The sequence below is a fragment of the Streptomyces sp. NPDC040405 genome, from assembly GCF_055595765.1.
In genome coordinates, this window is sequence record NZ_JBVIVI010000002.1 from 175,257 (window position 1) to 196,790 (window position 21,534).

The window sequence follows — 21,534 nt, forward strand, 5'->3', positions numbered from 1 at the left end:
ATCGTACGCCCCGCCCCGGCCTCTCCCCGGACCCCCAGTCAGACCCGAAGACACGACCCTGAAAGAGGGATTGACGACAAGTGCTCGACGTCAACTTCTTCGACGAGCTGCGGATCGGCCTCGCCACTGCTGACGACATCCGTCAGTGGTCCCACGGTGAGGTCAAGAAGCCGGAGACCATCAACTACCGCACCCTGAAGCCCGAAAAGGACGGACTCTTCTGCGAGAAGATCTTCGGTCCGACCCGGGACTGGGAGTGCTACTGCGGCAAGTACAAGCGCGTCCGCTTCAAGGGCATCATCTGTGAGCGCTGTGGCGTCGAGGTCACCCGCGCCAAGGTGCGCCGTGAGCGGATGGGCCACATCGAGCTTGCCGCTCCCGTCACCCACATCTGGTACTTCAAGGGCGTGCCCAGCCGCCTGGGCTACCTGCTCGACCTTGCCCCGAAGGACCTCGAAAAGGTCATCTACTTCGCCGCCTACATGATCACGTGGGTGGACGAGGAGCGCCGCACGCGCGACCTGCCCTCGCTGGAGGCCCACGTCTCCGTCGAGCGTCAGCAGGTCGAGCAGCGCCGCGACGCCGACCTGGAGGCCCGCGCCAAGAAGCTCGAGGCCGACCTCGCCGACCTGGAGGCCGAGGGCGCCAAGGCCGATGTGCGCCGCAAGGTGCGCGAGGGCGCCGAGCGCGAGATGAAGCAGCTGCGCGACCGCGCCCAGCGCGAGATCGACCGTCTCGACGAGGTGTGGAACCGCTTCAAGAGCCTCAAGGTCCAGGACCTGGAGGGCGACGAGCTGCTCTACCGCGAGCTGCGTGACCGCTTCGGCACGTACTTCATGGGCGGCATGGGCGCCGCTGCTCTGCAGAAGCGCCTGGAGTCCTTCGACCTCGACGAGGAGGCCGAGAAGCTCCGCGAGATCATCCGGACCGGCAAGGGCCAGAAGAAGACCCGTGCGCTCAAGCGCCTCAAGGTCGTCTCCGCCTTCCTGCAGACCCGCAACAGCCCCAACGGCATGGTGCTGGACTGCATCCCGGTGATCCCGCCGGACCTGCGTCCGATGGTGCAGCTGGACGGTGGCCGCTTCGCGACCTCCGACCTGAACGACCTGTACCGCCGGGTCATCAACCGGAACAACCGCCTCAAGCGTCTTCTCGACCTCGGTGCCCCCGAGATCATCGTGAACAACGAGAAGCGGATGCTGCAGGAGGCCGTCGACGCGCTGTTCGACAACGGCCGCCGCGGCCGCCCGGTGACCGGTCCCGGTAACCGTCCGCTGAAGTCCCTCAGCGACATGCTGAAGGGTAAGCAGGGCCGGTTCCGTCAGAACCTGCTCGGTAAGCGTGTCGACTACTCGGCCCGTTCCGTCATCGTCGTCGGCCCGCAGCTCAAGCTGCACCAGTGCGGTCTGCCCAAGGCCATGGCGCTGGAGCTCTTCAAGCCGTTCGTGATGAAGCGCCTGGTGGACCTCAACCACGCGCAGAACATCAAGTCGGCCAAGCGCATGGTCGAGCGCGGCCGCACGGTCGTGTACGACGTGCTCGAAGAGGTCATCGCCGAGCACCCGGTGCTGCTGAACCGTGCGCCGACCCTGCACCGCCTCGGCATCCAGGCCTTCGAGCCGCAGCTGGTCGAGGGCAAGGCCATTCAGATTCACCCGCTCGTCTGCACCGCGTTCAACGCGGACTTCGACGGTGACCAGATGGCCGTGCACCTGCCGCTGTCCGCGGAGGCCCAGGCCGAGGCCCGCATCCTGATGCTGTCCTCGAACAACATCCTCAAGCCGGCCGACGGCCGGCCGGTGACGATGCCGACCCAGGACATGGTGCTGGGTCTGTTCTTCCTCACCACCGACGAGGAGGAGCGCAAGGTCATCGGCGAGGGCCGGTCCTTCGGCTCCAGCGCCGAGGCGACCATGGCGTTCGACGCCCGGGAGCTGTCGCTCCAGGCGAAGATCGACATCCGCTTCCCGATCGGCACCGTCCCGCCCCGCGGCTGGACCCCGCCGGCTCCGGAAGAAGGCGACGACGGCGTCGGGGCCGGTGTCTGGCAGCAGGGTGACAGCTTCCGGCTGCGCACCACGCTGGGCCGCGCGCTCTTCAACGAGCTGCTGCCCGAGGACTACCCGTTCGTCGACTACTCGGTGGGCAAGAAGCAGCTCTCCGAGATCGTCAACGACCTCGCCGAGCGCTACCCCAAGGTCATCGTCGCGGCGACCCTGGACAACCTGAAGGCGGCCGGTTTCCACTGGGCCACCCGCTCCGGTGTCACCGTCGCCATCTCCGACATCGTCGTGCCCGAGGCCAAGAAGGCCATCATCACGGGCTACGAGGCGCAGGACGAGAAGGTCCAGAAGCAGTACGAGCGCGGCCTGATCACCAAGGACGAGCGCACCCAGGAACTGATCGCGATCTGGACCAAGGCGACCAACGAGGTCTCCGAGGCGATGAACGCGAACTTCCCGAAGACCAACCCGATCTTCATGATGGTCGACTCGGGCGCGCGCGGAAACATGATGCAGATGCGTCAGATCGCCGGTATGCGTGGTCTGGTGTCCAACGCGAAGAACGAGACCATCCCGCGGCCCATTAAGGCGTCGTTCCGTGAGGGTCTCTCCGTGCTGGAGTACTTCATCTCCACCCACGGTGCCCGTAAGGGTCTCGCGGACACCGCCCTGCGTACCGCCGACTCGGGTTACCTGACCCGTCGTCTGGTGGACGTCTCCCAGGACGTGATCATTCGCGAGGAGGACTGCGGCACCGAGCGCGGTCTCAAGCTCGCGATCGCGACCCGGGGCGCGGACGGCGTGCTCCGCAAGACGGAGGACGTCGAGACCAGCGTGTACGCGCGCTGCCTCGCCGAGGACATCGTCGTGGACGGGAAGGTCCTGGCCCCGGCCGGTACCGACCTGGGCGACGTGCTCATCGACGAGCTGGTCCGGCACAGCGTGGAGACGGTCAAGACCCGCTCCGTGCTCACCTGCGAGTCCGCCGTCGGCACCTGCGCCATGTGCTACGGCCGCTCGCTGGCGACCGGCAAGCTGGTGGACATCGGCGAGGCCGTCGGCATCATCGCCGCCCAGTCCATCGGTGAGCCCGGCACCCAGCTGACGATGCGTACCTTCCACACCGGTGGTGTGGCCGGTGACGACATCACCCAGGGTCTGCCGCGTGTCGTCGAGCTCTTCGAGGCCCGTACGCCCAAGGGCGTCGCGCCGATCTCGGAGGCGGCCGGCCGCGTCCGGATCGAGGAGACCGAGAAGACCAAGAAGCTCGTCGTCACCCCGGACGACGGTTCCGACGAGACCGCCTACGGCGTCTCCAAGCGGGCCCGTCTGCTGGTGGGCGAGGGCGACCACGTCGAGGTCGGCCAGGCGCTGACCGTGGGTGCCACCAACCCGCACGACGTGCTGCGCATCCTCGGCCAGCGCGCCGTCCAGGTGCACCTGGTCGGCGAGGTCCAGAAGGTCTACAACTCGCAGGGTGTGTCGATCCACGACAAGCACATCGAGATCATCATCCGGCAGATGCTGCGCCGCGTGACGATCATCGAGTCCGGCGACGCGGAGCTGCTGCCGGGCGAGCTCGTGGAGCGTACGCGCTTCGAGGGTGAGAACCGTCGTGTGGTCACGGAAGGCGGCCACCCGGCCTCCGGCCGTCCGCAGCTGATGGGTATCACCAAGGCCTCGCTGGCGACCGAGTCCTGGCTGTCGGCGGCGTCCTTCCAGGAGACGACCCGGGTGCTCACCGACGCGGCGATCAACGCCAAGTCGGACTCCCTGATCGGCCTCAAGGAGAACGTCATCATCGGTAAGCTCATCCCGGCCGGTACGGGCCTGTCCCGTTACCGCAACATCCGGGTGGAGCCCACCGAGGAGGCGAAGGCCGCGATGTACTCGGCCGTCGGCTACGACGACATCGACTACTCGCCCTTCGGCACCGGCTCCGGCCAGGCGGTTCCGCTGGAGGACTACGACTACGGTCCGTACAACCAGTAAGAGACAAGATCTGTTCGCAGGGCGGTCACCCCATGGCGGGGTGGCCGCCCTGCGGCTATGCTCCGGGTTGGTGTGTCCAGCGCGTGTGCATTTGTTTTGACCGGAGCGGATGCGGTAGGTACGCTCTGACCTTGTGCCTGGGGTGTCCCTGGGCTCCCGTATGCGCCAAGAGCGCGACGGGGGGCCGAGGTGTCGACACCAACTATTCGCACTCTCCTGACATTCGCAGGGGGCTGCGGTGCGCGACACACCCGACCGCGTGGGTCGGAGAAACCCCAGGTTAGCTTTATCGAGATCGGCACACAGAAACCGGAGAAACGGTGCCTACGATCCAGCAGCTGGTCCGCAAGGGCCGCCAGGACAAGGTCGAGAAGAACAAGACTCCCGCACTGGCGGGGTCGCCGCAGCGTCGTGGCACGTGCACTCGCGTGTTCACCACGACGCCGAAGAAGCCGAACTCGGCGCTCCGCAAGGTCGCGCGTGTCCGGCTGAGCAGTGGGATCGAGGTCACCGCCTACGTCCCGGGTGAGGGTCACAACCTGCAGGAGCACTCCATCGTGCTCGTGCGCGGCGGTCGAGTGAAGGACCTGCCGGGTGTTCGCTACAAGATCATCCGCGGCTCCCTCGACACGCAGGGCGTCAAGAACCGCAAGCAGGCTCGCAGCCGCTACGGCGCCAAGAAGGAGAAGTAAGAATGCCTCGTAAGGGTCCCGCCCCGAAGCGCCCGGTCATCATCGACCCGGTTTACAACTCTCCTCTGGTGACTTCCCTCATCAACAAGGTCCTGCTGAACGGCAAGCGCTCCACCGCCGAGCGCATTGTCTACGGCGCCATGGAGGGCCTGCGTGAGAAGTCCGGCAACGACCCGGTCATCACGCTCAAGCGCGCGCTCGAGAACGTGAAGCCGACCCTTGAGGTCCGCTCCCGTCGTGTTGGTGGCGCCACCTACCAGGTGCCGGTCGAGGTTCGTCCCGGCCGCTCCTCCACCCTCGCGCTGCGCTGGCTCGTGGGCTACTCCCGCGCCCGTCGCGAGAAGACCATGACCGAGCGCCTCATGAACGAGCTGCTGGACGCCAGCAACGGTCTGGGCGCCTCCGTCAAGCGTCGCGAGGACACCCACAAGATGGCCGAGTCCAACAAGGCCTTCGCGCACTACCGCTGGTAGTCGCTACCCCCATCGAGACCGAGAGAAGACTGAGCCATATGGCCACCACTTCACTTGACCTGGCCAAGGTCCGCAATATTGGGATCATGGCCCACATCGACGCGGGCAAGACGACCACCACCGAGCGGATCCTGTTCTACACCGGTGTGAGCTACAAGATCGGTGAAGTCCACGATGGCGCTGCCACGATGGACTGGATGGAGCAGGAGCAGGAGCGCGGCATCACCATCACGTCCGCCGCGACGACCTGTCACTGGCCGCTCGAGAACGTCGATCACACGATCAACATCATCGACACCCCGGGCCACGTCGACTTCACCGTTGAGGTGGAGCGCAGCCTGCGCGTGCTCGACGGTGCCGTGACGGTGTTCGACGGCGTGGCCGGCGTCGAGCCGCAGTCCGAGACTGTGTGGCGTCAGGCGGACCGCTACGGCGTTCCGCGGATCTGCTTCGTCAACAAGCTGGACCGCACCGGTGCCGAGTTCCACCGCTGCGTCGACATGATCACGGACCGCCTGGGCGCGGTGCCGCTGGTCATGCAGCTGCCGATCGGTACCGAGGCCGACTTCAAGGGTGTCGTCGACCTCGTCACCATGAAGGCGCTGGTCTGGAACATCGAGGCGTCCAAGGGCGAGATGTACGACACCGTCGACATCCCGGACACCCACGTCGAGGCTGCCGAGGAGTGGCGCGGCAAGCTCCTGGAGAGCGTCGCCGAGAACGACGAAGAGATGATGGAGCTGTACCTGGAGGGCGAAGAGCCCTCCGTGGAGCAGCTGTACGCGGCGGTCCGCCGCATCACCATCGCCTCCGGCGTGGGCGGCGGCACGACCGTCACCCCCGTGTTCTGCGGCACCGCGTTCAAGAACAAGGGCGTGCAGCCCCTGCTCGACGCGGTCGTCCGGTACCTGCCGTCGCCGATCGACGTCGAGGCCGTCGAGGGCCACTCGGTCAAGGACCCCGAAGAGGTCATCAAGCGGCGTCCGTCCGAGGAAGAGCCGCTGTCGGCGCTGGCGTTCAAGATCGCGAGCGACCCGCACCTCGGCAAGCTCACCTTCATCCGGGTTTACTCGGGCCGCATGACGGCCGGCACTCAGGTGCTGAACTCCGTCAAGGGCAAGAAGGAGCGCATCGGCAAGATCTACCGGATGCACGCGAACAAGCGTGAGGAGATCGAGTCGGTGGGTGCCGGTGACATCGTCGCCGTCATGGGTCTGAAGCAGACCACCACCGGTGAGACCCTCTGCGACTCGTCGAACCCGGTGATCCTGGAGTCCATGGACTTCCCGGCCCCGGTCATCGAGGTGGCCATCGAGCCGAAGTCCAAGGGCGACCAGGAGAAGCTGGCCGTCGCGATCCAGCGGCTTGCCGAGGAGGACCCGTCCTTCCGCGTCAAGACCGACGAGGAGACCGGCCAGACCATCATCGCCGGTATGGGTGAGCTCCACCTCGACGTGCTGGTCGACCGCATGAAGCGCGAGTTCAAGGTCGAGGCCAACGTCGGTAAGCCGCAGGTGGCCTACCGCGAGACGCTGCGCAAGACGGTCGAGCGGTACGACTACACGCACAAGAAGCAGACTGGTGGTTCCGGCCAGTTCGCCAAGGTGCAGATCGCGCTGGAGCCGCTCGAGGGCGACGGCTACGAGTTCCAGAACAAGGTCACCGGTGGCCGTATCCCGCGGGAGTACATCCCGTCCGTGGACGCGGGCTGCCAGGAGGCCATGGAGTTCGGCGTGCTCGCCGGCTACCCGCTGACCGGCGTCAAGGTCGTGCTTCTCGACGGTGGCTACCACGAGGTCGACTCCTCCGAGATGGCGTTCAAGATCGCCGGTTCGATGGCCTTCAAGGAGGCCGCCCGCAAGGCCAGCCCGGCCCTGCTGGAGCCGATGATGAAGGTCGAGGTCACCACGCCCGAGGACTACATGGGCGACGTGATCGGCGACATCAACTCCCGCCGTGGTCAGATCCAGTCCATGGAGGACCGTAGCGGCGCCAAGCTGGTGATCGGTCTGGTCCCGCTGTCGGAGATGTTCGGCTACGTGGGCGACCTGCGCAGCAAGACCTCTGGCCGCGCCAGCTACTCCATGCAGTTCGACTCCTACGCCGAGGTTCCCCGGAACGTGGCCGAGGAGATCATCGCGAAGGCCAAGGGCGAGTAAGGCGGGTTCATCCGCATTCCTCACCCTTTAGGCTGGAGCAAGAGGCAACGGGGTCTCCGTCGCGAAGCGCTCGACAAGGCGCTTCGCGGCGGGAACCCCTGACGCCGGCCCCCCAGAACGAATACGGCGACGGGCATCCCCCTCGGGGTCCTGGCCGGTTCGGTAGACCACCTGAACCGTCCGCAAAGCGCGGATGCGTTACAGAACCACTCCACAGGAGGACCCCAGTGGCGAAGGCGAAGTTCGAGCGGACTAAGCCGCACGTCAACATCGGCACCATCGGTCACGTCGACCACGGTAAGACCACTCTTACCGCGGCGATCACCAAGGTGCTGCATGACAAGTTCCCGGAGCTGAACCCGTACACGCCGTTCGACGAGATCGACAAGGCTCCGGAAGAGCGGCAGCGTGGTATCACCATCTCCATTGCGCACGTGGAGTACCAGACGGACTCCCGTCACTACGCCCACGTCGACTGCCCGGGTCACGCGGACTACATCAAGAACATGATCACCGGTGCGGCGCAGATGGACGGCGCCGTTCTCGTGGTCGCCGCCACCGACGGCCCGATGCCGCAGACCAAGGAGCACGTGCTCCTGGCCCGCCAGTCGAACGTGCCGTACATCGTTGTCGCGCTGAACAAGGCCGACATGGTGGACGACGAGGAGATCCTGGAGCTCGTCGAGCTCGAGGTCCGCGAGCTGCTCTCGGACTACGAGTTCCCCGGTGACGACGCCCCGATCATCCGCGTCTCCGCGCTGAAGGCCCTCGAGGGCGACCCGCAGTGGGTCAAGTCCGTCGAGGACCTGATGACCGCGGTCGACACGTCGATCCCGGAGCCGGCGCGTGACGTCGACAAGCCGTTCCTCATGCCGATCGAGGACGTCTTCACCATCACCGGCCGCGGTACGGTCGTCACCGGCCGTATCGAGCGCGGTGTGCTGAAGCTCAACGAGAACGTTGACATCATCGGCATCAAGAACGAGAAGACCTCGACCACGGTCACCGGCATCGAGATGTTCCGGAAGCTGCTCGACGAGGGCCAGGCCGGTGAGAACGTCGGTCTGCTGCTCCGCGGCATCAAGCGCGAGGACGTCGAGCGCGGCCAGTGCATCATCAAGCCGGGTTCGGTCACGCCGCACACCGAGTTCGAGGCCACGGCGTACATCCTGTCGAAGGACGAGGGCGGTCGCCACACCCCGTTCTTCAACAACTACCGTCCGCAGTTCTACTTCCGTACGACTGACGTGACCGGTGTGGTGACCCTCTCCGAGGGCACCGAGATGGTCATGCCGGGCGACAACGCCACCATGAGCGTCCAGCTGATCCAGCCGGTCGCCATGGAGGAGGGCCTGCGGTTCACCATCCGTGAGGGTGGCCGTACCGTCGGCGCCGGCCAGGTCACCAAGGTCAACAAGTGACCCCTTAGTGATCCTTCCTGCCCCGCTGGGGCAGGGGTCACTGCTCTGGGCGGGCCCGCGCATCGCGAGATGCGCGGGCCCGCCTTGCTGTGTTTTCCGAGGGCTCTTCTCTCTCTGCCCGCGCCCCGGGGAGTGGTCCGCGGCCGATGGGTACTCGGCCCCGAGACTCCCGTCGGCGGCGCCGACGGGGCCGAGGACAAGGAGAGTGAGAGAGTTGATGACCAATGGCAAGATCGCGGTAGCGGTCGCGGGAGGCTATCTCCTGGGGCGTACGAAGAAGGCGAAACTCGCCCTCGGGCTGGGCATGCTGCTCGCCGGGAAGAAGATCACCCTCGATCCGCAGCAGTTGGCCAAGGCGGTCGCCGACTCCCCGCTGCTGAGCGGGCTGAACGCGCAGGCGCGCAAGGAACTGGCCGGTGCCGCCAAGACGGCCGCGACCTCCGCCCTGTCCACCCGCATGAACGGCCTCGCCGATTCGCTGCACGACCGCACGTCGGCCCTGCGGGGCACGGTGGACGACGAGCGCGAGGCGGACGAGGAGCCCGCGGAGGACGAGCCCGCCGACGGCGAGAGCGAGCGCAAACCCCCGGCGCGACGCCGCAAGGCGCCGCAGGCCAAGGCGCCGCAGGCCAAGGCGGGGAAGGCCGCCAGGTCGGCCACGTCGGCCGCCTCGGGCAGGGCCAGGAAGGCCGCGAAGACCGCCGGGGGCCGCAATGGCTGACACCTTGGGCAAGCTGAAGGACGACATCGTGGGCGGCCCGGCCGCGGACCGCCTCAAGGACGAGCTGCGGAGTTACGTCCAGGCCCGGGCGACCCATACGCTCTCCGGGCTCGGCACCGGCCTCGCCAAGGGCACCCAGGCGCTCGCCGAAGGCAAGCCGCCGGGCCAGGCCGTGCTGAAGGCCGGCGCCTCCCAGCTGAAGGATTCGCTGAAGGACAAGGTCAAGGGGCTGTTCGGCAAGGGCCGCGGCAAGAGCGGCGGCGGCAAGTCCAAGAGCGTCACGGTGGTCGAGGACATCGATGTCGGGGTGCCGGTCCGCGAGGCGTACGACCAGTGGACTCAGTTCCAGGAGTTCAGCACCTTCGCCAAGGGCGTCGTCAGCGTCGAGAAGGCCGACGACACCAGCAGCAACTGGAAGGTGAAGGTCGCCAAGTCCACGCGCAGTTGGAAGGCCAACGTCACCGAGCAGGTGCCCGACGAGCGGATCAGCTGGACGACCGAGGGCGCCAAGGGCACCGTCAAGGGCGTCGTCACCTTCCACCCGCTCGGCGACACCCTCACCCGGGTGCTGCTGGTGCTGGAGTACTTCCCCAAGGGGCTGTTCGAGAAGACCGGCAACATCTGGCGCGCCCAGGGCCGCCGTGCGCGGCTCGACCTCAAGCTCTACCGCAAGTTCATCATGATGCGCGGCGAGGCCACGGACGGCTGGCGCGGCGAGATCCGGGACGGCGAGGTCGTGGTCGACCACGAGACGGCCGTGGCGGAGGAAGAGGAAGAGCACGGCGAGGAGGCCGGGGAAGAGGCCGACGAGGCCGAAGACCCCCGGGCCGAGCGGGACGACGAGGACGCGGCGTACGAGGACGAGGACGAACCCGAGGACGACGAGGCGGAGTTCCTCGACGAGGACGAGGAGGAGCCCGCCGAGGGCGAACCCGAGGACGACGCCGACGTCGAGCCCGAGGAGGAGTACGAAGAGGAGCCCGCCGAGGAGGAGCCCGTCGAGGACGCCGACGCCGGGCGCCCCCGGCGGCGCGTGGCGGGGGCTCGCCGCTGAAGGTGAGCGCCCCTGCCGCCGGAGGGTGCCCCGACAGGTCGGTCGGGGCACCCTCCGGCGGCGGTCGGCCTCCTGCGCCCGGGCGCGCCCCGGCCGTGGCGTTACGCCGTGGATGTCGGGCGCGGGCGCCAGATCCACGGGGTGGCGTCCGGCGCGATGCCCACGACGCAGGCGTCCTGGCCGGGGTCCGCCAGCAGGGCGGGGGTGCCCACCGGGGTGAGATGGCCGGGGGAGCGCAGCGGGTGGTCGTCGGGGCCGGTGCCCCACTGGACCTGGACGTCGCCGTCGAGGCTGCGGCCGAGCAGGAGCAGGGTGGCGGCCTTGTCGTCGCCGTCCTTCCCGGGCTCGGGCACGGTGTGCGCGGCGATGGCCCCGTACCCCTCGAAGTGCGGCACCGTGCGGTTCCCCGGGCGGCTCTCCGTGCCGTGGAGGGCGGGCACGGTGGCCGCGGGGGTGCGGTAGATCAGGGAGAGCGAGCCGTCGGGGGCGATCGTGGCGCCGATCCGGTCGCCGCCGGGGCGGGGCAGTCCGGCGGGGGCCCGCAGGGTGACGGGGCCTCCCGGCCGTTCCTGCGACCAGTGGTGCACGGTGTCGCGGCCCGGGGCGACGACGTGGACGCGGCCCTCGCGGTCGGCCAGGGCGGTCAGCCCGTCCTGGATCTCCTCGCCGCCGAGCCGTTCCCAGGGGCCCCAGCGGCCGTCGGCGTCCCGTACCCGGGTGGCGAGGCCCTTCTCGGCGGTCCGTACGAAGAGGTGGACCCTCCCGTCCGGCGTGGCGACCGCGGTGGGGCAGCCGACGCGGCGGCCGTACTCGGGGTTGGCCTCGGGGGTGCCGAGCCCGGTCCAGGCGCGGAACGGCCCGTCGGCGCGGGTCTGTTCGAGCGCCACGATCTCGCGCAGGTTGGCTCCGCCCTGGCCGTCCAGCGCCGCGAACCGCAGCGCGAGGAGTACGTGGCGTCCCGCGCTGTCGCGTACGGCGCTCAGGCCGGGGGCCAGCGGCCCGCCGCCGAGCCCGACGGCCGCCCCGAACCGCCCGCTGCCGCGGGCGGTCTCGCGCCACCGGACGGCCTGGGCGCCGAGGACGCCGTACGCGACGAGACGGCCCTCGCGGTCGGTGGTGGGGGTGGGCAGGGCGCTGGGGTAGCGGTAGTGGGTGGAGCGGATCCAGCCCTTGCGGTTCTTGAGCGGCCGCAGCCCGCCCTGGCTGTAGTCGCCGCAGCCCGCGGCGTCACCGCACTCCCACTCGGGGGAGCCGCCGTACGCCTTGATGACGCGGGCCTTCTGGGCCAGCACGGCGGGCGGCAGATTGTGCGGCCAGCGCTGGTTGTAGTAGCCGCGGAAGGACGTGGTGGTGAAGCGCGGCGCCTTGTCGTCCCGCCGGGTGGACTCCGCGGTCCACTGGGCGATCGCCTTCCAGGTGAACAGCGCGACCGGGGTGTGGTCCCGGTGGTCCGAGCAGCCGGGCTGGTCGTTGTCCTTGGGGTGCAGCGCGTCGTGGATCTGGAAGTCGGGGTCGGGGTCGAGGGTGTGGATGAGCGTGGGCCGGTAGCGGTCCATGATCTCGGCGAGCACGTCGACCAGGGTCTGATGGACGTACGAGCTGGGGTGCTCGACCGGGGAACCCTCGGCCAGCAGCGTCCGCATGACGGTGCCCGGGGTGTCCCACAGGGCGGGCATGCGCATGTGCCCCTCGGACAGCATGGCGATGTTGAGGAAGACCAGCCGCACCCTGCGGGCGCCGTTGGCGAGCACGTTCGTCTCCGCCTTGACGCCGCCGGGCAGGTTCAGCACCGACCGCTGCCACGGCGTGAACTGGTGCAGCCCCAGCATCTGCGCGTACGCCTGCCGCAGCCCCTGGTGCCGGGCGGCGGAGTACGCGGCCTTGTCCGGCGGCGGCAGCGGCCGCCCGGCCACCCGGTTCAGGCCCAGCGCCTCGCCCGCCGTGACGTACACGCTCACCACGGGGACCCCGGAGCGCAGGATGTGCTCGTTGTCGGGGTTCATGAAGTACAGGTCGTCATCGGGGTGGGCCATGACCTGGAGCAGGGTGGCCCGGTCGTCCCCGGCCGCCGAGGAGAACGGCTCGGCGGCCCCCGGGCTGGTGGTCCTCCGGGCCGGTGCGGCGGGGGCGGCGGACGCTCCGGGACGGCTGCTGCACCCGGCGGCGGCGGTGGCGGTGGCGGCCGCCACCGCGGCCAGTGCCTGCCTGCGTGTCGTGCGCGCGGGCAGAGTCCATCGACTGTTCAATTTGGTGACCCTGTCACTTGTGCAGCCCGTAATCTCCGGCTGCTTCCACGTGATAAGGGACGGTTGATGATCTTCAAAGGTTGTCCGATAGCCGGAGAGGCTTCGATCACACTTCGGACACGCCGGACCGGGGCTCAGGCCACCGGGGGACCGCCGAGATACGTACCGGACCTGGAGTAGGGCCAGGCGTTGGCGACGCAGCCCTTCAGCCCGTCTATCTGCTGCATCATCGCCGGGGCGGGCTTTCCGGGGCCGGGGCAGGTCTCATGGCCGTGGCCGATGCGGTGGCCCACCTCGTGGTTGATGATCAGCGCCCGGTATTCGCGGATCGGGCCGTCGAACTCGGGGGAGCCGGTGTTCCAGCGCGTGAGGTTGACCATGACCTGCGTTCCGGCGGCGCAGTTGACCTTGCCGCGGGTCTTGAGCCCCGCCTGCCCGCAGATGTCGTCGACGGTGTCCGGGGTGGCGATCTTCACTTCGAAGTCGTACGTGCCGCCGGACACCAGCTGGAAGGAGTGCTCCCGGTCCCTGGTCCAGCCGCGCTCGTCCGCGAGGACCGCGGATATCTCGGCCGCGGCCTGCTTCGGGTCGACGCCCGTGCCCTCCTCCACCTGGACCTTGAACCGCCGCACCGCACCGCCGTCGCCTATCACCTCGCCGGACGCCTTCGCGGTGCGGAAGGTGCCGGTCCCGGCGGAGGAGGTGGGCGCGGCGGGGCGCGTGGGCGCCGCGTCGCGGGAGGACCGGGAGGGCGGAGCCGACGGCGCGGCGGTGGGGGAGTGGGCGGCCGTCGGGGACCGGCCCGCCGCCGGAGAGTCCGTCCCCGCCGGGGCCGCCGCCCGTACGCCGCCTCCGTCGCCCGGTAACAGGACGTAGGCGGCCAGCAGGGCCGCGGACACCACCGCCGCGCCGATGAGCAGCGGCACCGCCGGCGTCCGCCGCCGACGGCGGCGCCGGGAGGAACGGCGGTGCGAGGGCCGGGCGGGCGGTGCCGCGGACGGTTGTTCGGTGACGGTCATGACGGGGGGTGCTCCAGGGGGGGAGGGGGGTGCGTCGGCGGCTCAGGAGAAGCGGGCCGAGGAGAGCGCGTCCTTGACGCGCTCGATGAGTCCGGGGTCAGCGGAGGCGAGGCAGGCGTACGCGGCGACCGTGCTGTCGGGGTGGCCGGGCAGCGGCTGCCGTCTGCTGAGGAACGCCGTGCCGCCCAGTTCCCGGCAGGCCGCGGTCGGCTGCGACCGCCGTACGGGCAGCGTCTTCCCGGGCCGGTCGTAGGACTCCCGGCGCCACAGCACCAGGGCGCTGTTCTCCGGGAGCCCGGTCACCGGCAGGCACAGCTCGGGGCCGTAGCGGGCCTCCTTGATGGTGTCGCCGCAGGAGCGGCCGCCGGGGGTGGTCGCCGGGGGAGCCACGGTCGACGCCGCGCTGTCCGGTGTGGCCGTCATGGTGGCCGCCGCCGTGCTCGACGTCTCGTGCGCCGCCGGGCCCGCCAGGACGTACCGCTCGCTCGCCGGTGCGTCCGTGCCGTCCACGCGGCGCGGCTCCGGCACCCGCCAGTCGCGGGGCACGGACACCCGCAGGCGCATGCCGCCCGCCACGTCCGGCAGCTCCAGCACCTTCCGGGGCGTCGCGGTCCGGTCGGGGGCGGGCGTCGTGGCCGGTGTGGTGGTGCCGGGCTCGGCGGACCGGCCGTCGCGCAGGCCGGTCGCGAGGGACACCGCCCCCGCGATCAGCGCGACCACCACCGGGGCCGCCACGACGGCGGTGCGCCGTCTGCGGGCCCGCACCACCCGGTGCCGTACCCGCTCCATGCGGTCCTCCGGCGCCGTCAGCGGCGGGGTGTCGGCCTCCGCGAGCCGTCGCAGCCCGGCCGCGGCGCGGGCCAGCTCCTCGGTGCCGTATCCCCTGGGGTCCTCGTGCATCGCCACGGTCCTCACCTCACTTCGGCGCGGCGCGGCCGCGGACCGGCTCCGGGGCGGGCACGAGACCGGTATCGAGCCCGGGTAATCGGGTGCGCAACGTGTTCAGGGCCTTCGACGCCTGGCTCTTGACCGTGCCGGTGGAGCAGCCCAGCACCGCGGCGGTCTGCTCCACGCTCAGGTCCTCCAGATAGCGCAGCACCACGACCTCGCGCTGCCGCCGGGGCAGCAGCCGCAGCAGCCCGACGATCGTCCGCCCCTGGTCGACCTCGCCGACCTGGGGATACGGCCCGGCCGGGCCGCCCCGGGAGGACGGTTCCGGCAGCTCGGAGTGGGGCACCTCGCGCCGCCAGTGCCGCCGCCACCAGGACGCGTGCAGATGCACCAGGGTCCGGCGGACGTACGCCTCGGGGTTCTCCTCGGCGATGCGTGCCCACTTCGGCCAGACCCGCGCCAGGGCGCTCTGCAGCAGGTCCTCGGCCAGATGCCGGTCGCCGGTCAGGAACCAGGCGGAGCGCAGCAGCCGTGGCCCGCAGGCGGCGACGAACTCCTCGAACTCGGTCCAGTCGCCGCCCGCCATGCCGCCCTCGCGTGATTCGAAGCCGATCCTTCGTGTGATCCACGCACGCCGAAACGCTTCGGAGGCGGGGCCGGGTTGCCCACTGTGCGTCACATCACAGGGCGGGAGCCGGCGAAGGGTTCAAGATCAGGGGGGTGGGGTACGCTGCAGGGCCGATTCGCGGAGGCTGGGCCTCGTATGGCAGACTGTCCGGGTTGCTCGGTTGAGTGCCAATGCTGCGCGCCTCCCGCCGGGAGGACTGGAAGCGAGTCCCGCAGTACTCGTCGCCCCTGATCAGGGGCGGAAGTACGGGAATCTTCCGGGAAGTGTCAGCGGGGCCCCAGCCAGGCGCCCGGTGGGTGACTCTCTCCCCCGACCAAACCCCTTCATCAGGGATCTCTCTTGTGGAGATTTACGAGAAGGGGTGCGACACGCCCGACCGCGTGGGTCGGGAGTGGGGAAGAGGGCCGCGAACGCCATCGGGTCCCAGAGCGTTACGAGAGACAGGACTACGAAGTAGCCATGGCGGGACAGAAGATCCGCATCCGGCTCAAGGCCTACGACCACGAGGTCATCGACTCCTCGGCGAAGAAGATCGTCGAGACGGTGACCCGCACTGGTGCGTCGGTCGCGGGCCCGGTGCCGCTGCCCACAGAGAAGAACGTGTACTGCGTCATCAAGTCGCCGCACAAGTACAAGGACGCGCGCGAGCACTTCGAGATGCGTACGCACAAGCGCCTCATCGACATCCTCGACCCCACGCCGAAGACCGTCGACTCGCTCATGCGTCTCGACCTGCCGGCTGGCGTCGACATCGAGATCAAGCTCTGAGGTGACGCGCGAGATGGCTAAGCAGATCAAGGGCGTCCTGGGCGAGAAGCTCGGCATGACGCAGGTGTGGGACGAGAACAACCGTGTTGTTCCGGTCACGGTCGTCAAGGCCGGGCCCTGTGTCGTTACCCAGGTCCGCACCGATGACGCGGACGGCTACGACGCCGTCCAGATCGCCTTCGGCGAGATCGACCCGCGCAAGGTGAACAAGCCCCTCAAGGGCCACTTCGCCAAGGCCGACGTCACCCCGCGCCGCCACCTGGTGGAGCTGCGTACCGCTGACGCCAGCGAGTACACGCTCGGCCAGGAGGTCACCGCCGAGGCGTTCGAGTCCGGTGTCAAGGTCGACGTGACCGGCACCAGCAAGGGCAAGGGCACCGCCGGTGTCATGAAGCGCCACGGCTTCGGTGGCCTCGGCGCCGGCCACGGCACCCAGCGCAAGCACCGCTCGCCGGGCTCGATCGGTGGCTGCGCCACCCCGGGCCGCGTGTTCAAGGGCCTGCGCATGGCCGGCCGCATGGGCAACGAGCGGGTCACCACCCAGAACCTGACCGTCCATGCCGTTGACGCGGAGAAGGGCCTGCTCCTGATCAAGGGAGCGGTTCCTGGTCCGAACGGCGGCCTCGTCCTGGTCCGTACCGCGGCCAAGGGGGCCTGAGGTAACCGATGAGCACCATTGACATCCTTTCGCCGGCAGGCGACAAGGCCGGGAACGTCGAGCTCCCCACGGAGATCTTCGACGCGCAGGTCAGCATTCCGCTGATCCACCAGGTCGTCGTCGCACAGCTGGCCGCTGCCCGTCAGGGCACGCACAAGACCAAGACGCGCGGCGAGGTCCGCGGCGGTGGCAAGAAGCCGTACCGCCAGAAGGGCACCGGTCGTGCCCGGCAGGGCTCGACCCGCGCGCCGCAGTTCGCCGGCGGTGGCGTCGTGCACGGTCCCGTGCCGCGCGACTACAGCCAGCGCACCCCGAAGAAGATGAAGGCCGCCGCCCTGCGCGGTGCCCTCTCGGACCGGGCGCGCCACAACCGCGTTCACGTCGTGACCGGCGTGGTCGAGGGCGAGGTCTCCACCAAGGCCGCGAAGACCCTGCTGGGCAAGATCAGCGAGCGCAAGCACGTGCTGCTGGTCGCCGAGCGGAGCGACGAGGCCGCGTGGCTGTCCGCCCGCAACCTGCCCCAGGTGCACATCCTGGAGCCGGGCCAGCTGAACACGTACGACGTGCTCGTCTCCGATGACGTGGTCTTCACCAAGGCCGCCTTCGAGTCCTTCGTGGCTGGTCCCAAGGCCGCTGAGAAGACCGAAGGGAGCGCCGCCTGATGAGTGAGGCGACCGCTGTCACCAGCAAGACCTTCACCGACCCCCGCGACGTTCTCGTCAAGCCGGTGGTGTCGGAGAAGAGCTACGCGCTGCTGGACGAGAACAAGTACACGTTCATCGTCGACCCGCGCGCGAACAAGACCCAGATCAAGCAGGCCGTCGAGGCGGTCTTCTCGGTCAAGGTCACCGGGGTCAACACGATCAACCGGCAGGGCAAGCGCAAGCGCACCCGCACCGGTTACGGCAAGCGCAAGGACACCAAGCGCGCCATCGTGACCCTTGCCGAGGGCGACCGTATCGACATCTTCGGCGGCCCGACCTCCTGACGGAGGTCGGATTCGTCCAGAAGTCCGGAATATTCCGAGGACTGAGAAATGGGTATCCGCAAGTACAAGCCGACGACCCCGGGGCGTCGTGGCTCCAGCGTCGCCGACTTCGTCGAAATCACGCGGTCCACGCCGGAGAAGTCGCTGGTCCGCCCGCTGCACAGCAAGGGCGGTCGTAACAACGCCGGTCGCATCACGGTCCGCCACCAGGGTGGCGGTCACAAGCGTGCGTACCGCGTGATCGACTTCCGCCGTCATGACAAGGACGGCGTCCCGGCGAAGGTCGCGCACATCGAGTACGACCCGAACCGCACCGCGCGCATCGCGCTGCTCCACTACGTGGACGGCGAGAAGCGCTACATCCTCGCGCCGCGTGGCCTGAAGCAGGGCGACCGGATCGAGAACGGCCCCGGTGCCGACATCAAGCCCGGCAACAACCTGTCGCTGCGCAACATCCCGGTCGGTACCACGCTGCACGCCATCGAGCTGCGGCCCGGCGGCGGCGCCAAGTTCGCCCGCTCCGCGGGTGCCTCGGTGCAGCTGCTGGCGAAGGAGGGCTCGATGGCCCACCTTCGTATGCCGTCCGGTGAGATCCGCCTGGTCGACGTCCGCTGCCGCGCCACTGTCGGCGAGGTCGGCAACGCCGAGCAGTCGAACATCAACTGGGGCAAGGCCGGCCGCATGCGCTGGAAGGGCGTCCGCCCGACCGTTCGTGGTGTGGTCATGAACCCCGTCGACCACCCGCACGGTGGTGGTGAGGGCAAGACCTCCGGTGGTCGCCACCCGGTCTCGCCTTGGGGTCAGAAGGAGGGCCGTACGCGCTCGCCGAAGAAGGCCAGCAACAAGTACATCGTCCGCCGCCGCAAGACGAACAAGAAGCGCTAGGAGCGGGTTTAGATGCCGCGTAGTCTCAAGAAGGGGCCCTTCGTCGACGACCACCTGATCAAGAAGGTGGATGTTCAGAACGAAGCCGGCACCAAGAACGTCATCAAGACCTGGTCCCGCCGCTCGATGATCGTCCCGGCCATGCTCGGCCACACGATCGCGGTGCACGACGGCCGTAAGCACGTCCCGGTGTTCGTCTCCGAGTCGATGGTCGGCCACAAGCTCGGCGAGTTCGCGCCGACCCGCACCTTCCGCGGCCACGAGAAGGACGACCGTAAGTCGCGTCGTCGCTGATCGGCGGAAGAGACTCATGACAGACACCGAAGGGACAACCATGGAAGCCAGGGCCCAGGCGCGGTACATCCGCGTCACGCCCATGAAGGCCCGCCGAGTGGTGGACCTCATTCGTGGCATGGGCGCCACGGAGGCTCAGGCGGTCCTGCGTTTCGCCCCGCAGGCCGCGAGCGTGCCGGTCGGCAAGGTGCTGGACAGCGCCATCGCCAACGCCGCGCACAACTACGACCACACCGACGCCGGCAGCCTCGTCATCTCCGAGGCCTATGTCGACGAGGGCCCGACCCTGAAGCGGTTCCGTCCGCGGGCCCAGGGCCGCGCCTACCGGATCCGCAAGCGGACCAGCCACATCACCGTGGTCGTCAGCAGCAAGGAAGGAACCCGGTAATGGGCCAGAAGGTTAACCCGCACGGGTTCCGGCTCGGCATCACCACCGACTTCAAGTCGCGTTGGTACGCCGACAAGCTGTACAAGGACTACGTCAAGGAAGACGTCGCCATCCGCCGGATGATGACGAAGGGCATGGAGCGCGCCGGTATCTCCAAGGTGGAGATCGAGCGCACCCGTGACCGCGTCCGCGTCGACATCCACACCGCCCGGCCGGGCATCGTCATCGGCCGCCGCGGCGCGGAGGCCGACCGTATCCGCGGCGAGCTGGAGAAGCTCACCGGCAAGCAGGTGCAGCTGAACATCCTCGAGGTCAAGAACCCCGAGGTGGACGCTCAGCTGGTGGCCCAGGCCGTCGCCGAGCAGCTGTCCTCCCGCGTCTCCTTCCGTCGTGCCATGCGCAAGAGCATGCAGTCGACGATGAAGGCCGGTGCCAAGGGCATCAAGATCCAGTGTGGTGGCCGTCTCGGCGGCGCCGAGATGTCCCGCTCGGAGTTCTACCGCGAGGGCCGCGTGCCCCTGCACACGCTCCGCGCGAACGTCGACTACGGCTTCTTCGAGGCCAAGACCACGTTCGGCCGCATCGGCGTCAAGGTGTGGATCTACAAGGGCGACGTCAAGAACATCGCCGAGGTCCGCGCCGAGAACGCCGCCGCCCGCGCCGGCAACCGCCCGTCGCGCGGTGGCGGCAACGACCGCCCGCAGCGCCGTGGTGGCGAGCGTGGTGGCCGTGGCCGCAAGCCGCAGCAGCAGAACGCCGCCGCCGAGGCCCCCAAGGCCGAGGCCGCTGCCGCTGCCCCGGCCGCTGAGGCCGCGTCGTCTACAAGCAGCGGAACGGAGGCCTGACCGACATGCTGATCCCTCGCAGGGTCAAGCACCGCAAGCAGCACCACCCCAAGCGGTCCGGCATGGCCAAGGGCGGCACGGAGCTGGCGTTCGGTGAGTACGGCATTCAGGCCGTCACCCCGGCGTACGTCACGAACCGTCAGATCGAGGCCGCTCGTATCGCGATGACCCGCCACATCAAGCGTGGCGGCAAGGTCTGGATCAACATCTACCCGGACCGTCCGCTGACGAAGAAGCCCGCCGAGACCCGCATGGGTTCCGGTAAGGGTTCGCCGGAGTGGTGGGTCGCGAACGTCAAGCCCGGTCGGGTGATGTTCGAGCTGTCCTACCCGAACGAGAAGACTGCGCGTGAGGCGCTCACCCGCGCTGCTCACAAGCTCCCGATGAAGTGCCGGATCGTGCGGCGCGAGGCAGGTGAGTCGTGATGGCGGCCGGTACCAAGGCGTCCGAGCTGCGTGAGCTGAACAACGAGGACCTCGTTGGCAAGCTGCGTGAGGCCAAGGAAGAACTGTTCAACCTCCGCTTCCAGGCGGCGACCGGACAGCTCGAGAACCACGGCCGGCTGAAGGCCGTCCGCAAGGACATCGCCCGGATCTACACCCTGATGCGGGAGCGCGAGCTCGGCATCGAGACGGTGGAGAGCGCCTGATGAGCGAGACGAATGTGACTGAGAACGCACCGCAGAGCCGCGGCTTCCGCAAGACCCGCGAGGGTCTGGTCGTCAGCGACAAGATGGACAAGACCGTCGTCGTCGCCGTCGAGGACCGCGTCAAGCACGCGCTGTACGGCAAGGTCATCCGCCGTACGAACAAGCTCAAGGCGCACGACGAGCAGAACGCCGCGGGTGTCGGCGACCGTGTCCTCCTGATGGAGACCCGGCCGCTGTCCGCGACGAAGCGCTGGCGCGTCGTCGAGATCCTCGAGAAGGCCAAGTAACCCCCTGAGGGCAGCAGCCCTCAGGTCAGTTCCGCCAGGCTCGGCAGGGGCTTGATGCATCGAGCCCCTGCCGGGAACCGGCAGACGATCAGGAGATAGACGTGATCCAGCAGGAGTCGCGACTGCGCGTCGCCGACAACACGGGGGCGAAGGAAATCCTTTGCATCCGTGTTCTCGGTGGCTCCGGTCGCCGCTACGCGGGCATCGGTGACGTGATCGTCGCCACCGTGAAGGACGCGATCCCCGGTGGCAACGTGAAGAAGGGTGACGTCATCAAGGCGGTCATCGTGCGCACCGTGAAGGAGCGCCGCCGCCCGGACGGTTCGTACATCCGCTTCGACGAGAACGCGGCCGTCATCCTCAAGAACGATGGCGACCCCCGCGGCACCCGTATCTTCGGCCCGGTGGGCCGTGAGCTGCGCGAGAAGAAGTTCATGAAGATCATCTCCCTCGCGCCGGAGGTGCTGTAACCG

General features: G+C 68.8%; 23 protein-coding genes. 19 read left to right on the plus strand and 4 right to left on the minus strand.

The genetic code is table 11. The annotated features are described in order from the left end of the window. The first annotated feature begins 80 nt into the window (after nucleotides 1–80). The 7 genes from ACZ59A_RS08040 to ACZ59A_RS08070 all read left to right on the plus strand — a co-directional run bounded on the left by ACZ59A_RS08040 (nucleotide 81) and on the right by ACZ59A_RS08070 (nucleotide 10,515). A complete protein-coding gene (locus tag ACZ59A_RS08040; protein WP_470955089.1) occupies nucleotides 81–3,995 on the plus strand; it encodes a DNA-directed RNA polymerase subunit beta' in 3,915 nt (1,304 codons plus the stop codon). A 320-nt stretch (nucleotides 3,996–4,315) separates the two neighbouring features. Beyond that, complete coding sequence (gene rpsL, locus ACZ59A_RS08045; protein ID WP_014054153.1) at nucleotides 4,316–4,687, plus strand: 30S ribosomal protein S12; 372 nt, start codon at nucleotides 4,316–4,318, stop codon at nucleotides 4,685–4,687. Nucleotides 4,688–4,689: 2 nt separating this feature from the next. Beyond that, entirely contained in the window at nucleotides 4,690–5,160 is a 471-nt protein-coding gene (gene rpsG, locus ACZ59A_RS08050; protein WP_014178748.1) for a 30S ribosomal protein S7, read from the plus strand. A 38-nt stretch (nucleotides 5,161–5,198) separates the two neighbouring features. Next, nucleotides 5,199–7,319, plus strand: coding sequence for an elongation factor G (gene fusA, locus ACZ59A_RS08055; protein WP_470955093.1), 2,121 nt, complete (start codon nucleotides 5,199–5,201; stop codon nucleotides 7,317–7,319). Nucleotides 7,320–7,546: 227 nt separating this feature from the next. Further along, complete coding sequence (gene tuf, locus ACZ59A_RS08060; RefSeq protein ID WP_470955095.1) at nucleotides 7,547–8,740, plus strand: elongation factor Tu; 1,194 nt, start codon at nucleotides 7,547–7,549, stop codon at nucleotides 8,738–8,740. A gap of 217 nt (nucleotides 8,741–8,957) precedes the next feature. Further along, a complete protein-coding gene (locus ACZ59A_RS08065; RefSeq protein WP_470955098.1) occupies nucleotides 8,958–9,461 on the plus strand; it encodes a hypothetical protein in 504 nt (167 codons plus the stop codon). Beyond that, nucleotides 9,454–10,515 (plus strand): SRPBCC family protein, encoded by a 1,062-nt coding sequence (locus tag ACZ59A_RS08070; RefSeq protein WP_470955101.1) that lies wholly within the window; start codon nucleotides 9,454–9,456, stop codon nucleotides 10,513–10,515. The genes ACZ59A_RS08065 and ACZ59A_RS08070 overlap by 8 nt, the downstream gene beginning before the upstream one ends. Nucleotides 10,516–10,616: 101 nt before the next feature. Here the strand turns inward: ACZ59A_RS08070 and ACZ59A_RS08075 are convergent, their stop codons facing one another. From ACZ59A_RS08075 to ACZ59A_RS08090, 4 genes are all read right to left on the minus strand, one after another. Beyond that, nucleotides 10,617–12,761, minus strand: a complete 2,145-nt coding sequence (locus ACZ59A_RS08075; RefSeq protein WP_470955103.1) for a PIG-L family deacetylase — start codon at nucleotides 12,759–12,761, stop codon at nucleotides 10,617–10,619. A gap of 134 nt (nucleotides 12,762–12,895) precedes the next feature. Then, a complete protein-coding gene (locus tag ACZ59A_RS08080) occupies nucleotides 12,896–13,780 on the minus strand; it encodes a DUF3152 domain-containing protein (protein ID WP_470955106.1) in 885 nt (294 codons plus the stop codon). Nucleotides 13,781–13,822: 42 nt separating this feature from the next. Then, a complete protein-coding gene (locus ACZ59A_RS08085) occupies nucleotides 13,823–14,686 on the minus strand; it encodes a hypothetical protein (protein ID WP_470955108.1) in 864 nt (287 codons plus the stop codon). Nucleotides 14,687–14,696: 10 nt separating this feature from the next. Then, nucleotides 14,697–15,257 (minus strand): SigE family RNA polymerase sigma factor, encoded by a 561-nt coding sequence (locus ACZ59A_RS08090; RefSeq protein ID WP_470955111.1) that lies wholly within the window; start codon nucleotides 15,255–15,257, stop codon nucleotides 14,697–14,699. 501 nt (nucleotides 15,258–15,758) lie between these two features. Here ACZ59A_RS08090 and rpsJ point away from each other — a divergent pair. The 12 genes from rpsJ (at nucleotide 15,759) to rplN (ending at nucleotide 21,531) form a co-directional block, all read left to right on the plus strand. Continuing rightward, nucleotides 15,759–16,067: a 30S ribosomal protein S10 gene (rpsJ, locus tag ACZ59A_RS08095; protein WP_014054162.1), complete on the plus strand. Its 309-nt coding sequence runs from the start codon at nucleotides 15,759–15,761 to the stop codon at nucleotides 16,065–16,067. A 13-nt stretch (nucleotides 16,068–16,080) separates the two neighbouring features. Then, complete coding sequence (rplC, locus tag ACZ59A_RS08100) at nucleotides 16,081–16,725, plus strand: 50S ribosomal protein L3 (RefSeq protein ID WP_009715882.1); 645 nt, start codon at nucleotides 16,081–16,083, stop codon at nucleotides 16,723–16,725. An 8-nt stretch (nucleotides 16,726–16,733) separates the two neighbouring features. Beyond that, complete coding sequence (rplD, locus tag ACZ59A_RS08105; RefSeq protein WP_470955114.1) at nucleotides 16,734–17,387, plus strand: 50S ribosomal protein L4; 654 nt, start codon at nucleotides 16,734–16,736, stop codon at nucleotides 17,385–17,387. Next, the gene (gene rplW / locus ACZ59A_RS08110) at nucleotides 17,387–17,713 is read left to right on the plus strand and encodes a 50S ribosomal protein L23 (RefSeq protein WP_009715880.1); all 327 of its coding nucleotides are present in this window, start codon (nucleotides 17,387–17,389) and stop codon (nucleotides 17,711–17,713) included. Before rplD ends, rplW begins: the two co-directional genes overlap by 1 nt. A gap of 48 nt (nucleotides 17,714–17,761) precedes the next feature. After that, a complete protein-coding gene (rplB, locus tag ACZ59A_RS08115) occupies nucleotides 17,762–18,598 on the plus strand; it encodes a 50S ribosomal protein L2 (RefSeq protein ID WP_009715879.1) in 837 nt (278 codons plus the stop codon). A 12-nt stretch (nucleotides 18,599–18,610) separates the two neighbouring features. Further along, entirely contained in the window at nucleotides 18,611–18,892 is a 282-nt protein-coding gene (rpsS, locus tag ACZ59A_RS08120; RefSeq protein WP_009715878.1) for a 30S ribosomal protein S19, read from the plus strand. Nucleotides 18,893–18,932: 40 nt separating this feature from the next. Continuing rightward, nucleotides 18,933–19,280, plus strand: coding sequence for a 50S ribosomal protein L22 (gene rplV, locus ACZ59A_RS08125; protein ID WP_450875563.1), 348 nt, complete (start codon nucleotides 18,933–18,935; stop codon nucleotides 19,278–19,280). Then, nucleotides 19,280–20,125 carry a 30S ribosomal protein S3 gene (gene rpsC / locus ACZ59A_RS08130; protein WP_470955118.1) on the plus strand — a complete coding sequence of 282 codons (846 nt, stop codon included), beginning with the start codon at nucleotides 19,280–19,282 and terminating at the stop codon, nucleotides 20,123–20,125. The genes rplV and rpsC overlap by 1 nt, the downstream gene beginning before the upstream one ends. A gap of 5 nt (nucleotides 20,126–20,130) precedes the next feature. Beyond that, nucleotides 20,131–20,550 carry a 50S ribosomal protein L16 gene (gene rplP / locus ACZ59A_RS08135; protein ID WP_009715875.1) on the plus strand — a complete coding sequence of 140 codons (420 nt, stop codon included), beginning with the start codon at nucleotides 20,131–20,133 and terminating at the stop codon, nucleotides 20,548–20,550. Continuing rightward, entirely contained in the window at nucleotides 20,550–20,774 is a 225-nt protein-coding gene (gene rpmC / locus ACZ59A_RS08140) for a 50S ribosomal protein L29 (protein ID WP_009715874.1), read from the plus strand. Before rplP ends, rpmC begins: the two co-directional genes overlap by 1 nt. After that, a complete protein-coding gene (gene rpsQ / locus ACZ59A_RS08145; RefSeq protein ID WP_009715873.1) occupies nucleotides 20,774–21,061 on the plus strand; it encodes a 30S ribosomal protein S17 in 288 nt (95 codons plus the stop codon). The genes rpmC and rpsQ overlap by 1 nt, the downstream gene beginning before the upstream one ends. Nucleotides 21,062–21,162: 101 nt before the next feature. Further along, nucleotides 21,163–21,531, plus strand: a complete 369-nt coding sequence (rplN, locus tag ACZ59A_RS08150) for a 50S ribosomal protein L14 (RefSeq protein WP_003992364.1) — start codon at nucleotides 21,163–21,165, stop codon at nucleotides 21,529–21,531. The last annotated feature ends 3 nt before the right edge of the window (nucleotides 21,532–21,534 follow it).

Coding starts and splice junctions, on each gene's coding strand:
- ACZ59A_RS08080 (WP_470955106.1), bottom strand. CDS start 13,780: ATGACCGTCACCGAACAACCGTCCGCGGCACCGCCCGCCCGGCCCTCG.
- rpsS (WP_009715878.1), top strand. CDS start 18,611: ATGCCGCGTAGTCTCAAGAAGGGGCCCTTCGTCGACGACCACCTGATC.
- rpsC (WP_470955118.1), top strand. CDS start 19,280: ATGGGCCAGAAGGTTAACCCGCACGGGTTCCGGCTCGGCATCACCACC.
- rplV (WP_450875563.1), top strand. CDS start 18,933: ATGGAAGCCAGGGCCCAGGCGCGGTACATCCGCGTCACGCCCATGAAG.
- rplW (WP_009715880.1), top strand. CDS start 17,387: ATGAGTGAGGCGACCGCTGTCACCAGCAAGACCTTCACCGACCCCCGC.
- rplD (WP_470955114.1), top strand. CDS start 16,734: ATGAGCACCATTGACATCCTTTCGCCGGCAGGCGACAAGGCCGGGAAC.
- ACZ59A_RS08065 (WP_470955098.1), top strand. CDS start 8,958: ATGACCAATGGCAAGATCGCGGTAGCGGTCGCGGGAGGCTATCTCCTG.
- rpsG (WP_014178748.1), top strand. CDS start 4,690: ATGCCTCGTAAGGGTCCCGCCCCGAAGCGCCCGGTCATCATCGACCCG.
- rplC (WP_009715882.1), top strand. CDS start 16,081: ATGGCTAAGCAGATCAAGGGCGTCCTGGGCGAGAAGCTCGGCATGACG.
- rplB (WP_009715879.1), top strand. CDS start 17,762: ATGGGTATCCGCAAGTACAAGCCGACGACCCCGGGGCGTCGTGGCTCC.
- rpsQ (WP_009715873.1), top strand. CDS start 20,774: ATGAGCGAGACGAATGTGACTGAGAACGCACCGCAGAGCCGCGGCTTC.
- rpsJ (WP_014054162.1), top strand. CDS start 15,759: ATGGCGGGACAGAAGATCCGCATCCGGCTCAAGGCCTACGACCACGAG.
- rpmC (WP_009715874.1), top strand. CDS start 20,550: ATGGCGGCCGGTACCAAGGCGTCCGAGCTGCGTGAGCTGAACAACGAG.
- fusA (WP_470955093.1), top strand. CDS start 5,199: ATGGCCACCACTTCACTTGACCTGGCCAAGGTCCGCAATATTGGGATC.
- ACZ59A_RS08070 (WP_470955101.1), top strand. CDS start 9,454: ATGGCTGACACCTTGGGCAAGCTGAAGGACGACATCGTGGGCGGCCCG.
- rplP (WP_009715875.1), top strand. CDS start 20,131: ATGCTGATCCCTCGCAGGGTCAAGCACCGCAAGCAGCACCACCCCAAG.
- ACZ59A_RS08090 (WP_470955111.1), bottom strand. CDS start 15,257: ATGGCGGGCGGCGACTGGACCGAGTTCGAGGAGTTCGTCGCCGCCTGC.